The following is a 15,688-nucleotide window of genomic DNA, read 5'->3' on the forward strand; positions in this document are numbered from 1 at the left end:
CATGGACACGCCGCAGCACGCCATCCAGGTCGTCGCCACCCGATTCCTCGAAGACCAGTCGATTCCCGAGGACGACCGCTACGTCTTCGCCTACACCATCCGCATCGAGAACGCCGGCGACGTGCCCGCGCGCCTGATCAGCCGCCACTGGCTGATCACCGACGCCAACGGCAAGGTGCAGGAAGTGCGCGGCGAAGGCGTGGTCGGCGAACAGCCCTGGCTGCGCCCGGGCGAAAGCTTCGAATACACCTCCGGCGCCGTGCTCGAGACGCCGCTGGGCACGATGCAGGGCAGCTACCAGATGCTGGCCGACGACGGCACCCGCTTCGACGCCGAGATCGCGCCCTTCACGCTGTCGATCCCCAGGACCCTGCACTGATGGCCACCTACGCCATCGGCGACGTCCAGGGCTGCTACGACGCGCTGCAGCGGCTGCTGGAGAAGATCCGCTTCGACCCCGCCGCCGACCGCCTGTGGTTCTGCGGCGACCTGGTCAACCGCGGCGGCCAGTCGCTCGAAACCCTGCGCCTGGTGCACTCGCTGGCCATCCACAGCACCATCGTGCTGGGCAACCACGATCTCTCGCTGCTGGCCATCTCCACCCGCCGCGAAGCCGACAAGCGCAAGGTCAACCCGGACCTGCAGCGCGTGCTGTTCGCCGAGGACGCCGACGTGCTGGTGGGCTGGCTGCGCCAGCAAAAGCTCTTCCACGTCGACCGCACCCTGGGCTTCGCGATGGTGCACGCCGGCCTGGCGCCGAAGTGGACGATCCCGCTGGCCGAGGCGCGCGCCCGCGAGGTCGAGGAAAAGCTGCGCGGCGACGGCTTCTTCAAGCTGGTCAAGAACATGTACGGCGACAAGCCGGCCTGGAGCCCGAAGCTGGCCGGGCCGGAACGAATGCGCGCGATCATCAACATCTTCACGCGCATGCGCTACTGCACGCCGGGCGGCCGCATCGGCTTCGAGGACAAGGGCCGGCCGGGCACGCAGCGCCCGGGCATGTACCCGTGGTTCTCGGTGCCGGGCCACGCGCCGCGCGAACTGCCGCTGGTGTTCGGGCACTGGTCCACGCTGGGCCTGTTCATGGGCCTGGGCGTGTACGGCATCGACACCGGCGCGATCTGGGGTGGCAAGCTGACGGCAATGGAGCTGGGCCCCGAACTGCGCCTGCACCAGGTCCCGGGCCGCGATCCGCCCGACACGACGCCCCGGGGCGACGATTGAAACAGAGGAGAACCGCGATGAACCGATTCCCGAGCTTCCTGCTGGCCGCGGCGCTGTTGCTGCCCGGGCTGGCGCTGGCACAGGACGCGGGCCGCGCGGCGCAGGACGCCCGCGCCCTCGGCAAGCTGCAGTCGCTGCAGGCCGCCGTCGCGCCCGGCAAGCAGATCTTCATGGCCCGCCAGCTCAAGCTCACGCCCGAGGAAGCGGCGGCGTTCTGGCCGGCCTACGACGCGTTCCAGGCCGGGCTGGCCAACCTTGAATCCAAGCGCGCGGCGCTGCACGCCCGCCGCGACGAGCGCATCGCCGCCAACGATTTCGACGATGGCGACCGCGAGGATTTCGCCGAGGAGCTGCTGGCGCTGGAGGCCGACGAGGCCGACCTGCTCGAGTCCACCCTCGCCCGCCTGGTCCGCGCCCGCCTGACCATGGACAAGGCGGTGCGCTACATCGAGCTCGAAAAGGACCTGCGCGCCCTGCGCCACTTCGAGCGCGGCGAAAACGCCGACTACGCCCTGAACTGACCCACCCCGGCGCTCCCTGCAGGAGCGCCTTCAGGCGCGAATCTTTTGCCCCTGGGTCTTCTGTAGGAGGGCCTTCAGGCCCGACTGCCCCGGCCTCAAGCGCGGCGACTCATGACCTGCGCGGGTGGAGGCGGCGTGCATTCGCCCCGACCGACGCGCCGTGAACCCATCCATGGGGGCTCGTCAGCGACATCCATGTCGCCGACGGTCGGCCGGGGCGAACGCACGCCACCTCCTCCATAGATCATCGAGGCCGGCAGTAAAGCAGGAGCCAGAAAGCAAAAGGCCCTCCCACGGAAGACTTGCGCCGTAAGGGGCGCCTACGCCTGGGGCGAGGGGCGTTGGTAGTCGATGAACTCGAAGGCGTGGGCGTGGCGGGCGTCGGCGGAGTGAGGCTCGCGGGCGGTGATTTGCCAGGCCGCGGGGTCGAAGCGCGGGAAGAAGGCGTCGGCGTCGGGCACCAGGGTGTCGACGTGGCTCAGGTGCAGGTCGGTGGCGAAGGGCAGTGCGAGGGCGTAGACCTCGCCGCCGCCGATGACCATCAGCGGCTTGCCGGCGGCCCGCGCCAGCGCCTCGTCGAGCGAGGCGACCGCCTCCATGCCCTCGAAGGGCACGCGGCCTGAACGCGTCAGCACCAGGTTGCGCCGGCCCGGCAGCGCGCGGCCCAGCGACTCGGCGGTCTTGCGGCCCATCAGCAGCGGCTTGCCGAGCGTTAGCGCCTTGAAGCGGCGCAGGTCGTCGGGCAGGTGCCAGGGCAGCGCATTGCCGCGACCGATGCCGTTGCCGCGGTCGAGCGCGGCCAGCAGGGCCAGGCGCGGCGCGGCCGGCGCGATCACACCGCCACCGGCGCCTTGATGGCCGGGTGCGGGTCGTAGCCTTCGATGGCGATGTCTTCGTAGCGCATCGCGAACAGGTCGGTGGCCCCGGGCGCCAGCACCAGCTTCGGCAGCGACCGCGGCGCGCGCGCCAGCTGCTCGCGGGCCTGGTCGACGTGGTTCGAGTACAGGTGCGCGTCGCCCAGCGTGTGCACGAAGTCGCCCACCTCCAGCCCGCAGTGGCGCGCCACCATGTGCGTGAGCAGCGCGTAGCTGGCGATGTTGAACGGCACGCCGAGGAAGATGTCGCCCGAGCGCTGGTAGAGCTGGCAGCTCAGCCGGCCGTCGGCGACGTAGAACTGGAACAGCGTGTGGCAGGGCATCAGCGCCATCTGCGGCAGCTCGGCCACGTTCCAGGCGCTGACGATCAGCCGGCGTGAATCCGGGTTGCGCCGGATTTCATCGACCACCCAGCGCAGCTGGTCGACCTCGCGGCCGTCGCTGCCGGTCCAGTGGCGCCACTGCTTGCCGTAGACCGGGCCAAGCTCGCCGTTCTCGTCGGCCCACTCGTCCCAGATCGAAACCTTGTTTTCCTTGAGGTAGCCGATGTTGGTCTCGCCGCGGATGAACCACAGCAACTCGTGGATGATCGAGCGCAGGTGCAGCTTCTTGGTCGTGACCAGCGGGAAACCTTCGCGCAGGTCGAAGCGCATCTGCCAGCCGAACACCGAGCGGGTGCCGGTGCCGGTGCGGTCGGCCTTCTCGCTGCCGTGTTCGAGCACGTGGCGGAGCAGGTCGAGGTAGGGCTGCATCAGGTTTTCTCCGGGGCCGGCGGCGGCACCGGCGCGAGCGTCGGCGAGCGGCGCGAGAGCCACAGCAGGAACAGGCCCAGCGCCACCAGCGGCAGCGACAGCAGCTGGCCCATCGTCAGCCAGCCGAAGGCCAGGTAGCCGATGTGGGCATCGGGCTCGCGCACGAACTCCACCGCGAACCGGAAGGCGCCGTAGAGCAGCGCGAACAGGCCCGACACCGCGTAGCGCGGCCGCGGCTTGCGCGAGTACAGCCACAGCACCACGCCCATCACCAGGCCCTCGAGCGCCGCCTGGTAGAGCTGGGAAGGATGCCGCGCGAAGGCGTCGAGCGCGCCGCTGGCGTGCAGCTGGCGCAGCTGCTCGGCCGGCAGCGCCGCGTAGTCGGCCGGCAGGCTGGCCGGGAACACCACGCCCCAGTCGCCGCCGGTGGGCTTGCCCCACAGTTCGCCGCCGATGTAGTTGCCCAGCCGGCCGAAACCCAGGCCCCAGGGCACGATGGGCGCGACGAAATCGACGGTGTGGAAGAAATGCAGCTTCTGGCGCCGGGTCCACCAGGCCGCGGCCACCAGCACGCCGAGCAGGCCGCCGTGGAAGCTCATGCCGCCCTCGTTGATGCGCAGGAGCATCAGCGGGTCGGCCAGGAAGGCGTCGAAGGAATAGAACAGCACGTAGCCCAAGCGGCCGCCGAGCACCACGCCGAGCATGCCGTAGAAGAGCAGGTCGCCGAAGCCTTCGTCGTTGGTGCCGGGCAGGCGGCCGTCGCGCACGCGGCGCCGGCCCAGCCACCAGGCGGTGAGGAAGGCCAGGCCGTACATCAGGCCGTACCAGTGGATGCCGTTCGGCCAGAACGGCAGGCGCAGGGCCAGCGGGTCGATGTCGTGCAGGATCGTCACCGGCTCAGCCCCCCTTTTGTGGGCGCTTTCGCTTCGACAGGATGTTCAGCGTCTCCACGCCGGCCGAGAAGGCCATGGCGAAGTACAGGAACTTGCGGTCGATGTGGAAATCGAAGCCGTCGGCCACCAGGGCCACGCCGACCAGGATGATGAAGCTCAGCGCCAGCATCTTCACCGTCGGGTGGCGGTCGATGAAGTCGCCGATCGGGTTGGCGGCCAGCAGCATCACGCCCACCGCCGCCAGGATCGCCGCCACCATCACGCCGCGGTGGTCGACCATGCCCACCGCGGTGATCACCGAGTCGAGCGAGAACACGATGTCGATGATGGCGATCTGGGCGATGACGTAACCGAACACCGCCGAGGGCCTGGCGCCCACGTCCTCCTCCTCGCCACCGCCCTCGACCGAGTCGTGGATCTCCATCGTGCCCTTGACCAGCAGGAACAGGCCGCCGGCGATCAGCACCATGTCGCGCACGGAGAAATCCATGCCGAACAGCGAGAACAGGTTGGCCTGCATCCGGGCCAGGGCCACCAGCGACAGCAGCAGCAGGATGCGGGTGATGCAGGCCAGGGCCAGGCCGAAGCGGCGCGCGCGCGGGCGCTGCTCGGGCGGCAGGCGGCTGACGGCGATCGAGATGAAGACCAGGTTGTCGATGCCCAGGACGATCTCGAGCGTGGCCAGGGTCAGGAAAGCGACCCAGATTTCAGTGCTGAACAACCATTCCATGTCGGGATCCGGTGAGAGTCAGAGATAGCGCGGGAGCAGGATGAGGCCCCAGCACGCCAGGACATTGAGGTCGGCCAGGAACACGGCGGCGGAGCCCATGTCCTTGGCGCGGCCGGCCAGTTCGTGGTGTTCGGCGCCCCAGCGGTCGACCACCGCCTCGACCGCGGAGTTGAGCACCTCGATCACCAGCACCAGCATCATCGAGCCGACCAGGATGGCGCGCTCGACGCCGTCCGCGCCCAGCCACAGCGCCAGCGGCGCCAGCACAGCGAACAGGTAGATCTCGAGCCGGAACGAGGACTCCAGGGCCCAGGTGGCCTTCAGGCCCTGCATCGACCACAGGAAGGCCTGCCAAGCGCGAAAGGGGCTGCGGGGAGCGTGGCTGCCAAAACTGTCGGCCATTCGGTGGCACATCCGGACTCGTAAGTGCGTAATTCTGCCATATCCGGCCGCCCGGGCCGCCCTGCGGGCGCCCTGACCTTGTGCACTGTGGCGGCCGCCCGCACCATCGGCAGACTATTACGATCGAATCGAGTGGAGCCCGCCATGTTCAACGCCGAACGCCTGCTGGGGCAGCTGATGGGCCAGGCCCTCGGGGGCCAGCTGGGAGGCAGCCGCAAGCGCCGCAAGCAGTCCTTCGGCATCCCCGGGCTGGGCGGCGGCGGCAAGGCCGCCGTGGGCCTGGGCCTGCTGGGCGTGGCCATGGCCGCCTACGAGCACTACCAGCAAAAATCGCCGGCCGCGGCGCCGCAGCCGCTGTCCGGCCCGGGCGCGGCCGTGCCCCCGCCCCCGCCGCCCGGGGTCGCCGCCCCGCCGCCGCCGCCGCCGGCCGCCGACGTGGCGCTGCGCACCGAACAGGCCATGCACCTGCTGCGCGCCATGATCACCGCCGCCCACGCCGACGGCCTGATCGACGGCGACGAGCGCGGCGCCCTGCTCGACCGGGCCCGCGCCGCGGGCCTGGACCCGGAGGAGCTCGAGGCGCTCGAAGCCGAGATCCGCGCGCCCTTCACGCTTGAACAGCTGGTCGCGCGCACGCCGCGGGCCCTGCGCGCCGAAACCTACGGCGCCGCCCTGGTGGCGATCACCGCCGACACCGCCGAGGAGCGCGCCTTCCTCGACCGCCTGGCCGGCGAGCTCGGGCTCGACGAGGCCGGCCGGCGCGAGGTCCACGCGCGCCTGGGCCTGGATTCCTGATTCCCCCCATTCCCACGGAGACGACGCCATGCACCAGTGGTACCTGAGCTACAACGGCCAGCAGATGGGCCCGCTCGACCAGGCCGCGGCCGTTGCCCAGGCCGGCAAGGACCCCAGCGGCCACTGCTGGCGCCAGGGTTTCGCCGAGTGGATCCCGATCAGCGCCTGCGCCGAGCTGCGCGCCGAATCGGCGCCGGGCAACCTGCCCGCGCCGGTGCCGCCGCCGGCCGCCGCGCGCGCGGGCCAGCGCGCCGACGTCATTGATTACCGCATCTTCGGCGAGGACATGCAGTTCGTCGAAGTCGAGCTCGACCCGGGCGAGAGCGCCGTCGCCGAGGCCGGCGCGATGATGTACAAGGACGCGGTCGTGAGCATGGAGACCGTGTTCGGCGACGGCTCGTCCGGCACTGCCGGCGGCGGCTTCATGGACAAGCTGGTCGGTGCCGGCAAGCGCCTGATCACCGGCGAGAGCCTGTTCACCACCGTCTTCACCCACGGCGGTGGCGCCGGCAAGGCCCGGGTGGCCTTCGCGGCGCCCTACCCCGGCACCATCGTGCCGATGACGCTGTCGAACTACGGCGGCACGATCATCGCGCAGAAGGACAGCTTCCTGTGCGCCGCGCGCGGCGTCGAGATCGGCCTGCACTTCCAGAAGAAGGTGATGACGGCGCTGTTCGGCGGCGAGGGCTTCATCATGCAAAAGCTCACCGGCGACGGCCTGGTGTTCGTGCACGCCGGCGGCACCATCATGGAGCGCGAGCTCACGGCCGGCGAACGCCTGGACGTGGACACCGGCTGCGTGGTGGCGATGACGGCCTCGGTGAACTTCGACATCAAGCCGGTCGGCGGCGTGAAGTCGATGATCTTCGGCGGCGAGGGCGTGTTCCTGGCCACCCTCACCGGCCCGGGCAAGGTCTGGCTGCAGTCGCTGCCGTTCTCGCGCCTGGCCGGCCGCATGATGGCCGCGGCCTACCAGAAGGGCGGCAGCAAGGGCGAAGGCTCGGTGCTCGGCGGCCTCGGCGGCATCATCTCGGGTGACCGCGGCTTCTGATCACCCGTCGCGGAAGATGGCGCTGCGCACACCTCAGCCCTGGTGGCGCAGCGCCTCGATGGGATCGAGCCGGGCGGCCTTGCGCGCCGGGTAGAAGCCGAAGAACAGGCCGGTGGCGACCGAGAAGCCGGTGGCCATGGCCACCACCTGCAGGTCGAGCTTCACCGGCAGCGAGCCGAACTGGCTGGCCAGCAAGGCGCCGCCCACGCCCAGCGCGATGCCGATGAAACCACCGCCCAGCGAAATCAGCATGGCCTCGGCGAGGAACTGCTGCTGGATCTCGCGCGGCCCGGCGCCGACGGCCATGCGCAGGCCGATCTCCCGGATGCGCTCGGTCACCGACACCAGCATGATGTTCATGATGCCGATGCCGCCGACGATCAGCGAAATGCCGGCCACCGCGCCCAGCAGCCACGACATCAGGCGCGTGGTCTGGCTGCGCGTGTTGACGATCTCGGCGATGTTGCGCACCGCGAAATCGTCCTCGGCGCCCGGCGCGATGCGGTGCCGCTGGCGCAGCAGGGCGTTGATGTCCTCCTCGACGTAGGGCAGGTCCTCGGACGAGGCCACGCCCACCGAGATCCGGCTCACCACGTCGGCCCGGCGCGGCGTCACCGCGCCGCCGCTGGCCGGGGCGGCCGCCGTGGCGGCCGCGGCGGAGAGTCGACGCCGCCCGGTCTCGAGCGGCACCAGCATCAGGTCGTCGGAATCCTGGCCCCAGCTGCCCTGCCCCTTGGGCGCGAGCACGCCGACCACGCGCAGCGGCACCCGGCCGAAGCGCACCGTGGCGCCGACCGGGTCGGCCTCGCCGAACAGTTCGCGGCGCACGGTCTCGCCTAGGATCACCACCTTGTTGGCGGCGCTGTAATCGCGCGGCGAGAACTCCGTGCCCAGCGCCAGCTGCCAGTCGTTGACCGGGAAGTAGTCGGCGTTCACGCCTTCCCAGCGGCTCGACCAGTTCTTCTCGGCGAACACCACCTGGCCACCGCCGGACACCGAGGTGGCCACGTACTGCACGCCCTGGATCTCGTTGCGGATGGCCTCGGCATCGCCGTCGGTCAGGCTGGCCTGGCTGCCGGCGCCGCCGCGGGCGGGGCCGCGCGCCGAACCACCGAAGACTTCCAGCCGGTTCGAGCCGAGCTTGGAGATCATGTTGTCGAGCTCGGCCTGGGTGCCCTGGCCCACCGACACCATGACGATGACCGCGGCGATGCCGATGATCACGCCCAGCGCGGTGAGGATCGAGCGCAGCCAGTTGCCGCGCAGCGAGAACACGGCCGAACGGAGCACGTCCGAGAGCGTCATTTTCCCTTCCCCGGGGGAAGCCAGGTCCCCTCGTGCAGTTCACCGTCGTGCATCACCACGATGCGGTCGGCATGGTCGGCCACGGGCTGTTCGTGGGTGATCAGCACGATGGTGCGGCCACCGGCCTGCAGGCGCTCGAACAGCGCCATGATCTCCTCGCTGGTGCGCGAGTCGAGCGCGCCGGTCGGCTCGTCGGCCAGCAGCAGCGGCGGTTCGTTGATCAGCGCGCGGGCGATGGCCACGCGCTGCTGCTGGCCACCGGAGAGCTCGCTGGGCTTGTGCCCGGCGCGCCCGGCCAGGCCCACCTGCTCGAGCACGGCGCGTGCGCGCGGCTCGCGCTCGGACACCGGCACGCCGGCGTAGACCAGCGGCATCATCACGTTCTCCAGCGCGGTCTGCCGCGACAGCAGGTTGAAGCCCTGGAACACGAAGCCGATCTTCTCCAGCCGCAGCCGCGCCCGGCCGGCGGCGTCCAGCCCGGCCACGTCCACGCCGTCGCACAGGTAGCGGCCGGAGGTGGGCGTGTCGAGGCAGCCGATGAGGTTCATCATCGTCGACTTGCCCGAGCCCGAGGCGCCCATGATCGCCACGAACTCGCCGTGGTCGATGCGCAGGTCGACGCCGCGAAGGGCCACCACCTCGGCGGCGGTGCCGGCGGCGTAAACCTTGGTCAGGCCCTCGGTGAGGATGAGGGGAGCGCGCTCGCTCATTGCGGGCGACGCTCCTGGCCGGTGACGACCTCGGCCCCCTCGTCGATGCCGCTGACCTCGGTCAGCGTGCCGTCCGAGACGCCCAGGCGCACCGGCACCGGCGCGAGCTTGCCGCCCGAAACGGTCCAGAGCGTGCCGCGGCGGGCGCTGGCCATGGCCTTGAGCCCGGCATCCCAGTCGCTGCGCTGGCGCTCGTCCAGGCTGTCGCGGAATTCGGCGAAGGTGCGCTGGAAGGCTTCCTGCATGCGGGCACGCATCGCCTCGGGCGACGGCGCGGCACCGCCATTGCCGGTCGCGCCGGCCGGCGCGCCGCTGGCGGCGGCCGAACGCATCGCCGCGGCGCGGGCCTCGGCGCGCTCGCGCATGGTCGCCATCGCCGCGTCGAAGGCGGCCTGCTGGTTCGGGGCGAGGCCCAGGCCGGCGGCCAGGGCCGGCAGGTCCTGCATCATGCCGCCGCCACCGGCGGGCGCGGCCGGCGCGGTGCCTTCGGGCGGCTGGAAGCGCAGGGCCACGTTGGGCACCCGCAGCACGCCCTGGCGCTGGCTGACGACGATCTCGGCGCTGGCGGTCATGCCCGGCAGCAGGCTCTGGTCGGGGTTCTGCACCTGCACGACCACCGGGTAGCTGATGACGTTGGCGGTGGCGGTGGCGGCCAGGCGCACCTGGCGCACTTCGCCGCGGAACTGGCGGTCGGGGAAGGCGTCGACGGTGAAGGTGACGGCCAGGCCTTCGCGGATCTGGCCGACGTCGGCCTCGTCCACGCTCAGGTCGATCTGCATCTGCGACAGGTCCTCGGCGATCTGGAACAGCACCGGGGTCTGGAAACTGGCGGCCACGGTCTGGCCTGGCTCGATGTCGCGCAGCAGCACCACGCCGTCCACCGGCGAGCGGATGACCGTGTATTCGACGTCGAGGCGGGCGTTGTTCACCGCCGCCTGGCGCTGCAGCACCGAGGCCTCGGCCGAGACCACGCGGGCGCGGGCCTGGTCGCGCGCGGCCAGGGCCAGGTCGGCCTCGCTGCGGGCGATCAGCTGGCGCGCGAGCAGGTCGGACTTGCGGGCGAAGTCGGCCTCGGCGTTCTTCAGCGTGGCCCGGGCCTCGTTGACCGAGGCGCGGGCGCTGGCCAGGTCGGCCTCGGCCTGCTGCAGGCGGGTCTGCAGCGGCGCCGGGTCGAGCCGGGCGATCTCCTGGCCGCGGCTGACGCGGTCGTTGAAGTCCACCAGCACCTCCTGCACCTGGCCGGACACCTGCGAACCCACGTCCACCGTGGTGGTGGCGCGCAGGGTGCCGGTGGCGGAGATGACCACGGCCACGTCGCCGCGGTCGATCTTCGCCGTGCGGAAGCCGGCGCCCGCGTCACCCTGGCCGCCGGCGAGCAGCCACCAGGCGGCCAGGGCCAGCAGGCCGGCGACGGCGGCGATGGCGAGGTTTCTGGGCAGGCGGGAACGTGCGGCGGGCATCGGGACTCCGTGGGGCAAAGGCAATCGGGAAGGATAACGCGCGGCGGCGTCCCGGGTTGACCCGGTGCGACCGGCTCAGTCGAGCGACTGGTACTCAGGGAAGCTGATGGTGGCGGTGGTGCCCTTGCCCGGCCGGCTCTCCAGCCGCACCGGCCAGCCGTAGCGGGCCGACAGGCGCTGGACGATGGACAGGCCGATGCCCTGCCCCTCCTTGTTGTGCTGGCCGCCCCGGAAGAAGGGTTCGAACACGCGCGCCAGCTGGGCCTCGTCCATGCCGATGCCGGTGTCGGCCACCGACACCTGGCCGGGCTCGACGGTGACGGTGATGCGGCCCTCGTCGGTGTAGTGGCAGGCGTTGCGCAGCAGGTTGCCCACCATCACCGACAGCACCCGCGCCGGCGCATGCAGGCGGAAGCCGCCGTGGCGCACGCAGCTGATCTGCACCGGCTTGCCGGCCAGCAGCATCCGCGCCTTCTCGACCTCTTCCGCGACCACGTCGCAGACGTCGAAGTCGTCGTCGGGCAGGCCGGTGTCGCCCTCGCGGGCCAGGATGAGGAAGGCCTCGATCAGCGCCTCCATGTCGCGGCCGGCGCCCTGGATGCGGCCCAGGGCCTTGCGCGACATCGGCGAGAGCTTGTCGTCGGCGGCCATCATGTCGCCGGCCACGCGGATCACGGTCAGCGGCGTGCGCAGCTCGTGCGAGGCGTCGCGGGTGAAGTCGCGCTCGCGCTCGACGAAGCTTTCGATGCGGCTGGCGAAGTCATGCAGCGACTGCGCCAGCACCAGGGTCTCGCCCTCGACGTCGGTGGGCAGGTTCTCGGGCTTGAGGATGGCCGATTCGGGCTGTTTCGGGTCCCAGCGCTGCACCTGCGAGGCCAGCCAGATCACCGGCGACACCGCCCGTTTCGAGGCGCGGTAGGTGGTCCAGGCGATCACGTAGATCACCACCAGCACGATCGCCAGCGGCGCCATGCCGAACCAGAAGGCCAGGCTGTCGACCTGCTCCTGCTTGAACAGCAGGTACAGACGCCGGCCCTGGCGGTCCTCCTCCACCAGCACCAGCGAACCGCCCTGGGCGCGCGGCAGGGCGTGGAAACCCACGGGCAGGCCGCGGATGTCGGCCGGCACGCGCGGGTTGTCGCCGCCGGCCGCCACCAGATAGCCGGTCATGTTGTAGGTGTCGGGCACGTCCGCGCCCGGGTCGGCGTGCAACCGCTGCCAGTAGTGCCGGGCCTCCTCCTGCAGCGCGGTCTGGATCAGCACGTGCTTGAGCACGGCCGAGGCGCCGTACACACCCAGCACCGCGGCGAAGCTGATCGCCGCGGCTTGCAGGATGAAGACGGTCCAGATCTTGCGGCGCAGGCCCTTGCGGTGCGGCATCGATCAGGCCGCCGGCGGCGCGTCGAGGTCGGCGATGCGATAGCCGGCGGTCTGCACGGTATGCAGCAGCGGGCGGTCGAAGGGCCGGTCGATGGCCTTGCGCAGGTTGTAGAGGTGGCTGCGCAGGGTGTCGGAATCAGGCAGGCCGTCGCCCCAGATCTCGCGCTCGATGTCGCGGCGGGTCACCACGCGCGGCGATTCGCGCATCAGGATGGTGAGCAGGCGCAGTCCGATCGGCGAGAGCTGGATCTCCTGGCCGGCGCGGGTGACGCGCAGGCTGGCGGTGTCGAGCACCAGGTCGGCCACCTTGAGCACCTCGGCGCTGACCTGGCGGCGGTCGCGGCGGATCAGGGCGCGCACGCGGGCCTCGAGCTCCTGGATGGCGAAGGGCTTGACCAGGTAGTCGTCGGCGCCGGCCTCCAGGCCCACGACCTTGTCGTTGAGGGTGTCGCGGGCGGTGAGCATCAGCACCGGCGTGGACTTCTTGGCCTCGTTGCGCAGGCGCCGGCAGACTTCCAGGCCGTCCATGCGCGGCAGCATCAGGTCGAGCACGACCACGTCGTAGCTGTTGTCGGCCGCCAGGCGGTAGCCGTCCATGCCGTCGGTGGCGTAGTCGACGCCGAAGCCCTTGGACTCGAGGTATTCGCCGACCATTTCGGACAGGTTGCGGTTGTCCTCCACCACCAGGATCAGGCCAGCCGGGTCATCGCGTCGCATTGGGGTCTCCTCGGGATGTGAAGATAACGTCTTCAGCTTTGTGAAGAGTAGACGCCAGGGGCGGTGAGCCGGATGTGAAGCCGGCGGCAAGGGGGGGTCAAGGCCGGAGCCGCCCGGGGTCGGGTGCAATTCGGGAGCCGGGGTCGGAGGTAATTTGCCCCGGCGCATCTGGCGGCCGGCACGCCGGGGACGGGTGCAATTTGCCCTGGGCATCTGGCGGATCCGACGCGGCCGGAGCAAATTGCACCCGTCCCCACCCACCCGCCCCGCCCCATGCCCGCCAACTTCAGCGCCTACGCCACCCCCGTCCTCCTGCTGGTGCTGTCGAACGTCTTCATGACCTTCGCCTGGTACGGGCACCTGAAGTTCAAGTCCAGCCCGATCTGGATCGTCATCTTCGCCAGCTGGGGCATCGCCTTCTTCGAGTACTGCCTGCAGGTGCCGGCCAACCGGCTCGGGCACGCGGTCTACAGCGCGCCCCAGCTCAAGGGCATGCAGGAAATCATCACCCTGCTCGTCTTCGCCGGCTTCTCGGTCTGGTACCTGGGCGAGCAGATCAAGTGGAACCACGTGGCGGGCTTCGCCCTGATCGTGGTCGCCGCGTTCCTGATCTTCTGGGAGTGAGGGGGTCGGGCCCGGAGGCCCTCCTGCAGGGGCGGCGGGGCTAGAGACCTTCGGCCTTGGCGCGGTTCCAGTAGGCGTCCTGGGCCTCGAGCGGCAGCGAGGAGAGCTCGACGCCCTCGGCGGCGGCCAGCTGCTCCATGCGCCGGAAGCGGCGCTCGAACTTGGCGTTGGCGCGGCGCAGCGCAGCGCCGAAGTCGACCTTTGCGTGGCGGGTGAGGTTGGCCACCACGAACAGCACGTCGCCCAGTTCGTCCTCGAGCCGGTCGCGCGCCGCGGCATCGGCCGGGTCGGCGGCGACGGCGTCGAACTCGGCGCGCACTTCCTCGATTTCCTCGTGCAGCTTGGCGATCACCGGCGCCGGGCCCGGCCAGTCGAAGCCGAGCGTGGCGGCGCGCTTTTGCAGCTTCACCGCCCGCTGCCACTCCGGCAGGCCGCGCGAGATGCCGGCGAGCACGCTGGTGTCGGTATCGCCGCGGGCGGCGCGCTCGCGGCGCTTGTGCTCCTCCCAGGCCACGGTCTGCGCCTCGGCACTTTCCACGGCCATGTCGCCATCGCGGGTATCGCCAGCCACCGCACGCTCTTGGGCTGTAAACACATGCGGATGCCGGCGCAGCATCTTGTCGCGGATGGCCGCCACCACATCGCCGAAGCCGAAATACCCGCCCTCCTCCGCCATGCGGGCGTGGAAGACCACCTGCAGCAGCAGGTCGCCCAGCTCGTCCTTCAGGTCGGGCAGGTCGCCGCGGTCGATGGCATCGGCGACTTCGTAGGCTTCCTCGATGGTGTAGGGCGCGATGGAGGCGAAGTCCTGCTGCAGGTCCCAGGGGCAGCCGCCCTCGGGGTCGCGCAGGCGCGCCATGATGGCCAGCAGCTCGGCGATGTCAGCCACGGCCGCCCTCGCCCAGCCAGTCGCGCCACGGCAGCCCGGCGTCGCCGAGCGCGATGAAGTGCGGGTTGAGGATGTCCTGCTTGCGGTTGTAGTCGAGCGGTGTGCCGTCCAGACGCAGCACCGCGCCGCCGGCGGCCTCGAGCACGCACTGGGCGGCGGCGGTGTCCCACTCGCTGGTGGGGCCGAAGCGCGGGTAGACGTCGATGACGCCCTCGGCGATGCGGCAGAACTTCAGCGACGAACCCAGGCCGTGGCGCTCGGTCTCGCCCATGCGCGCCAGCGCGGCGGCGGTGCGTTCGTCCAGGTGCGAACGGCTGGCGGCCACACGCAGCGGCGCGGTGGCCGGGCGGCGGGTGGCCAGGCGGCGGTCGTCGCCGGCCTCGCGCAGCCAGGCGCCTTCGCCCTGCAGGCCGTGCAGCAGGTAGTCGAACACCGGCGCGTACACCACGCCCAGGACCGGCCGCCCGCCTTCGATGAGCGCGATGTTGACGGTGAACTCGCCGTTGCGCTTGACGAACTCGCGGGTGCCGTCGAGCGGGTCGACCAGCCAGTGCCGGGTCCAGGTGCGGCGCACCGACCACGGGATGTCGGCGTCCTCCTCGCTGAGCACGGGGATGTCGGGCGAGAGCGCGCGAAGCCCGGCGACGATGAGCCGGTGCGAGGCCAGGTCGGCCTGGGTCAGCGGGGAGTCGTCGGCCTTGGCCTCGACGCTGAACTCGCGCCCGTAGACCTCGAGGATCGCGGCCCCGGCCTCGCGGGCCAGGCCGATGCAGGCCTCGCGCAGTTCCTTCACCCTCGTTCCTTCAGCAGTTCGCGCACGATGAACAGCGCCGCCAGCGAGCGGCCCTCGGAGCACTCCTCGCGCAGCATCAGCTCGTGCAGGCGGTCGAGCCGCCAGGGCACCACCTCGAGTTCCTCGGGTTCGTCGCCGGGCAGGCGCTCGGGGTAGAGGTCCTCGGCAAGCACCAGCTGGATCTGGTGGCTCATGTAGGTGGGCGCAAGGGTGATCGAGCGCACCTGGGTGAGCTTGCGCGCGCCCATGCCCACCTCTTCCTTGAGCTCGCGGTTGGCGGCCTCTTCGACCGTCTCACCGGCGTCCATGCGGCCCTTGGGCAGGCCCAGTTCGTAGCGGTGGGTGCCGGCGGCGTACTCGCGGATCAGCAGCACGGTGCCCGGCTCGGGCACGGCGGCGATGATCACCGAGCCGTGGCCGCCGCTGACCAGGCGCTGGTAGCGCCGGCGCTCGCCGTTGCTGAACTCCAGGTCCAGGATCTCCCGGCGGCCGTTCTCGAGCGGCTGTGCTTCGCGGGCGTGGATGGTCGGCAGGGGGCGCATCCCTTGATTCTAGCCGGTGCCGGGG

At 70.9% G+C, this 15,688-nt stretch carries 19 protein-coding genes; 6 read left to right on the forward strand and 13 right to left on the reverse strand.

What is annotated here, in order from left to right:
• The first annotated feature begins 1 nt into the window (after position 1).
• Genes apaG through C6N40_RS01335 form a run of 3 tightly spaced genes read left to right on the forward strand, consistent with a single transcriptional unit; the run spans position 2 to position 1,745 of the window.
• Positions 2-379: a Co2+/Mg2+ efflux protein ApaG gene (apaG, locus tag C6N40_RS01325; protein WP_106989197.1), complete on the forward strand. Its 378-nt coding sequence runs from the start codon at positions 2-4 to the stop codon at positions 377-379.
• A complete protein-coding gene (locus C6N40_RS01330) occupies positions 379-1,224 on the forward strand; it encodes a symmetrical bis(5'-nucleosyl)-tetraphosphatase (protein WP_106989198.1) in 846 nt (281 codons plus the stop codon). Before apaG ends, C6N40_RS01330 begins: the two co-directional genes overlap by 1 nt.
• Before the next feature lie 17 nt (positions 1,225-1,241).
• A complete protein-coding gene (locus tag C6N40_RS01335; RefSeq protein WP_106989199.1) occupies positions 1,242-1,745 on the forward strand; it encodes a hypothetical protein in 504 nt (167 codons plus the stop codon).
• Positions 1,746-2,065: 320 nt separating this feature from the next.
• Here the strand turns inward: C6N40_RS01335 and C6N40_RS01340 are convergent, their stop codons facing one another.
• From C6N40_RS01340 to C6N40_RS01360, 5 genes are read right to left on the reverse strand one after another with little or no spacing between them, the layout of a single operon-like run.
• The gene (locus C6N40_RS01340) at positions 2,066-2,557 is read right to left on the reverse strand and encodes a dihydrofolate reductase (protein ID WP_106989464.1); all 492 of its coding nucleotides are present in this window, start codon (positions 2,555-2,557) and stop codon (positions 2,066-2,068) included.
• A gap of 20 nt (positions 2,558-2,577) precedes the next feature.
• Positions 2,578-3,372 carry a thymidylate synthase gene (locus C6N40_RS01345; RefSeq protein ID WP_106989200.1) on the reverse strand — a complete coding sequence of 265 codons (795 nt, stop codon included), beginning with the start codon at positions 3,370-3,372 and terminating at the stop codon, positions 2,578-2,580.
• The gene (gene lgt / locus C6N40_RS01350; RefSeq protein ID WP_106989201.1) at positions 3,372-4,265 is read right to left on the reverse strand and encodes a prolipoprotein diacylglyceryl transferase; all 894 of its coding nucleotides are present in this window, start codon (positions 4,263-4,265) and stop codon (positions 3,372-3,374) included. The genes C6N40_RS01345 and lgt overlap by 1 nt, the downstream gene beginning before the upstream one ends.
• Before the next feature lie 4 nt (positions 4,266-4,269).
• Complete coding sequence (locus C6N40_RS01355) at positions 4,270-4,995, reverse strand: TerC family protein (protein WP_106989202.1); 726 nt, start codon at positions 4,993-4,995, stop codon at positions 4,270-4,272.
• Positions 4,996-5,013: 18 nt separating this feature from the next.
• Positions 5,014-5,397 carry a diacylglycerol kinase gene (locus tag C6N40_RS01360; protein ID WP_106989203.1) on the reverse strand — a complete coding sequence of 128 codons (384 nt, stop codon included), beginning with the start codon at positions 5,395-5,397 and terminating at the stop codon, positions 5,014-5,016.
• Positions 5,398-5,541: 144 nt separating this feature from the next.
• Here C6N40_RS01360 and C6N40_RS01365 point away from each other — a divergent pair, with 144 nt between their 5' ends.
• Both C6N40_RS01365 and C6N40_RS01370 read left to right on the forward strand, forming a co-directional pair.
• Positions 5,542-6,192, forward strand: coding sequence for a DUF533 domain-containing protein (locus tag C6N40_RS01365; protein ID WP_106989204.1), 651 nt, complete (start codon positions 5,542-5,544; stop codon positions 6,190-6,192).
• A 28-nt stretch (positions 6,193-6,220) separates the two neighbouring features.
• Positions 6,221-7,243 carry a TIGR00266 family protein gene (locus C6N40_RS01370; protein ID WP_106989205.1) on the forward strand — a complete coding sequence of 341 codons (1,023 nt, stop codon included), beginning with the start codon at positions 6,221-6,223 and terminating at the stop codon, positions 7,241-7,243.
• Between the two features lie 33 nt (positions 7,244-7,276).
• Here C6N40_RS01370 and C6N40_RS01375 read toward each other — a convergent pair whose 3' ends face one another.
• The 5 genes from C6N40_RS01375 to C6N40_RS01395 form a co-directional block, all read right to left on the reverse strand.
• Entirely contained in the window at positions 7,277-8,548 is a 1,272-nt protein-coding gene (locus tag C6N40_RS01375) for an ABC transporter permease (RefSeq protein WP_106989206.1), read from the reverse strand.
• Positions 8,545-9,258, reverse strand: coding sequence for an ABC transporter ATP-binding protein (locus tag C6N40_RS01380; protein ID WP_106989207.1), 714 nt, complete (start codon positions 9,256-9,258; stop codon positions 8,545-8,547). The genes C6N40_RS01375 and C6N40_RS01380 overlap by 4 nt, the downstream gene beginning before the upstream one ends.
• Positions 9,255-10,718 carry an efflux RND transporter periplasmic adaptor subunit gene (locus C6N40_RS01385; RefSeq protein WP_106989208.1) on the reverse strand — a complete coding sequence of 488 codons (1,464 nt, stop codon included), beginning with the start codon at positions 10,716-10,718 and terminating at the stop codon, positions 9,255-9,257. The genes C6N40_RS01380 and C6N40_RS01385 overlap by 4 nt, the downstream gene beginning before the upstream one ends.
• Positions 10,719-10,793: 75 nt before the next feature.
• Positions 10,794-12,098, reverse strand: coding sequence for a sensor histidine kinase (locus tag C6N40_RS01390; protein WP_106989209.1), 1,305 nt, complete (start codon positions 12,096-12,098; stop codon positions 10,794-10,796).
• Positions 12,099-12,101: 3 nt separating this feature from the next.
• Complete coding sequence (locus tag C6N40_RS01395) at positions 12,102-12,815, reverse strand: response regulator transcription factor (RefSeq protein WP_106989210.1); 714 nt, start codon at positions 12,813-12,815, stop codon at positions 12,102-12,104.
• Between the two features lie 273 nt (positions 12,816-13,088).
• On the opposite strand from C6N40_RS01395, the gene C6N40_RS01400 reads away from it, so the two are divergent.
• Positions 13,089-13,439, forward strand: coding sequence for a DMT family protein (locus C6N40_RS01400; RefSeq protein ID WP_106989211.1), 351 nt, complete (start codon positions 13,089-13,091; stop codon positions 13,437-13,439).
• Positions 13,440-13,479: 40 nt separating this feature from the next.
• Here C6N40_RS01400 and mazG read toward each other — a convergent pair whose 3' ends face one another.
• The 3 genes from mazG to nudE are packed head-to-tail and all read right to left on the reverse strand — an operon-like array spanning position 13,480 to position 15,663.
• The gene (gene mazG / locus C6N40_RS01405) at positions 13,480-14,328 is read right to left on the reverse strand and encodes a nucleoside triphosphate pyrophosphohydrolase (RefSeq protein WP_275887148.1); all 849 of its coding nucleotides are present in this window, start codon (positions 14,326-14,328) and stop codon (positions 13,480-13,482) included.
• Positions 14,321-15,121 (reverse strand): 3'(2'),5'-bisphosphate nucleotidase CysQ, encoded by an 801-nt coding sequence (gene cysQ, locus C6N40_RS01410; RefSeq protein ID WP_240183413.1) that lies wholly within the window; start codon positions 15,119-15,121, stop codon positions 14,321-14,323. Before cysQ ends, mazG begins: the two co-directional genes overlap by 8 nt.
• Positions 15,118-15,663 (reverse strand): ADP compounds hydrolase NudE, encoded by a 546-nt coding sequence (gene nudE, locus C6N40_RS01415; RefSeq protein ID WP_106989213.1) that lies wholly within the window; start codon positions 15,661-15,663, stop codon positions 15,118-15,120. Before nudE ends, cysQ begins: the two co-directional genes overlap by 4 nt.
• Positions 15,664-15,688 lie beyond the last annotated feature (25 nt).

It is taken from the genome of Arenimonas caeni, from assembly GCF_003024235.1.
Taxonomy (GTDB): domain Bacteria; phylum Pseudomonadota; class Gammaproteobacteria; order Xanthomonadales; family Xanthomonadaceae; genus Arenimonas; species Arenimonas caeni.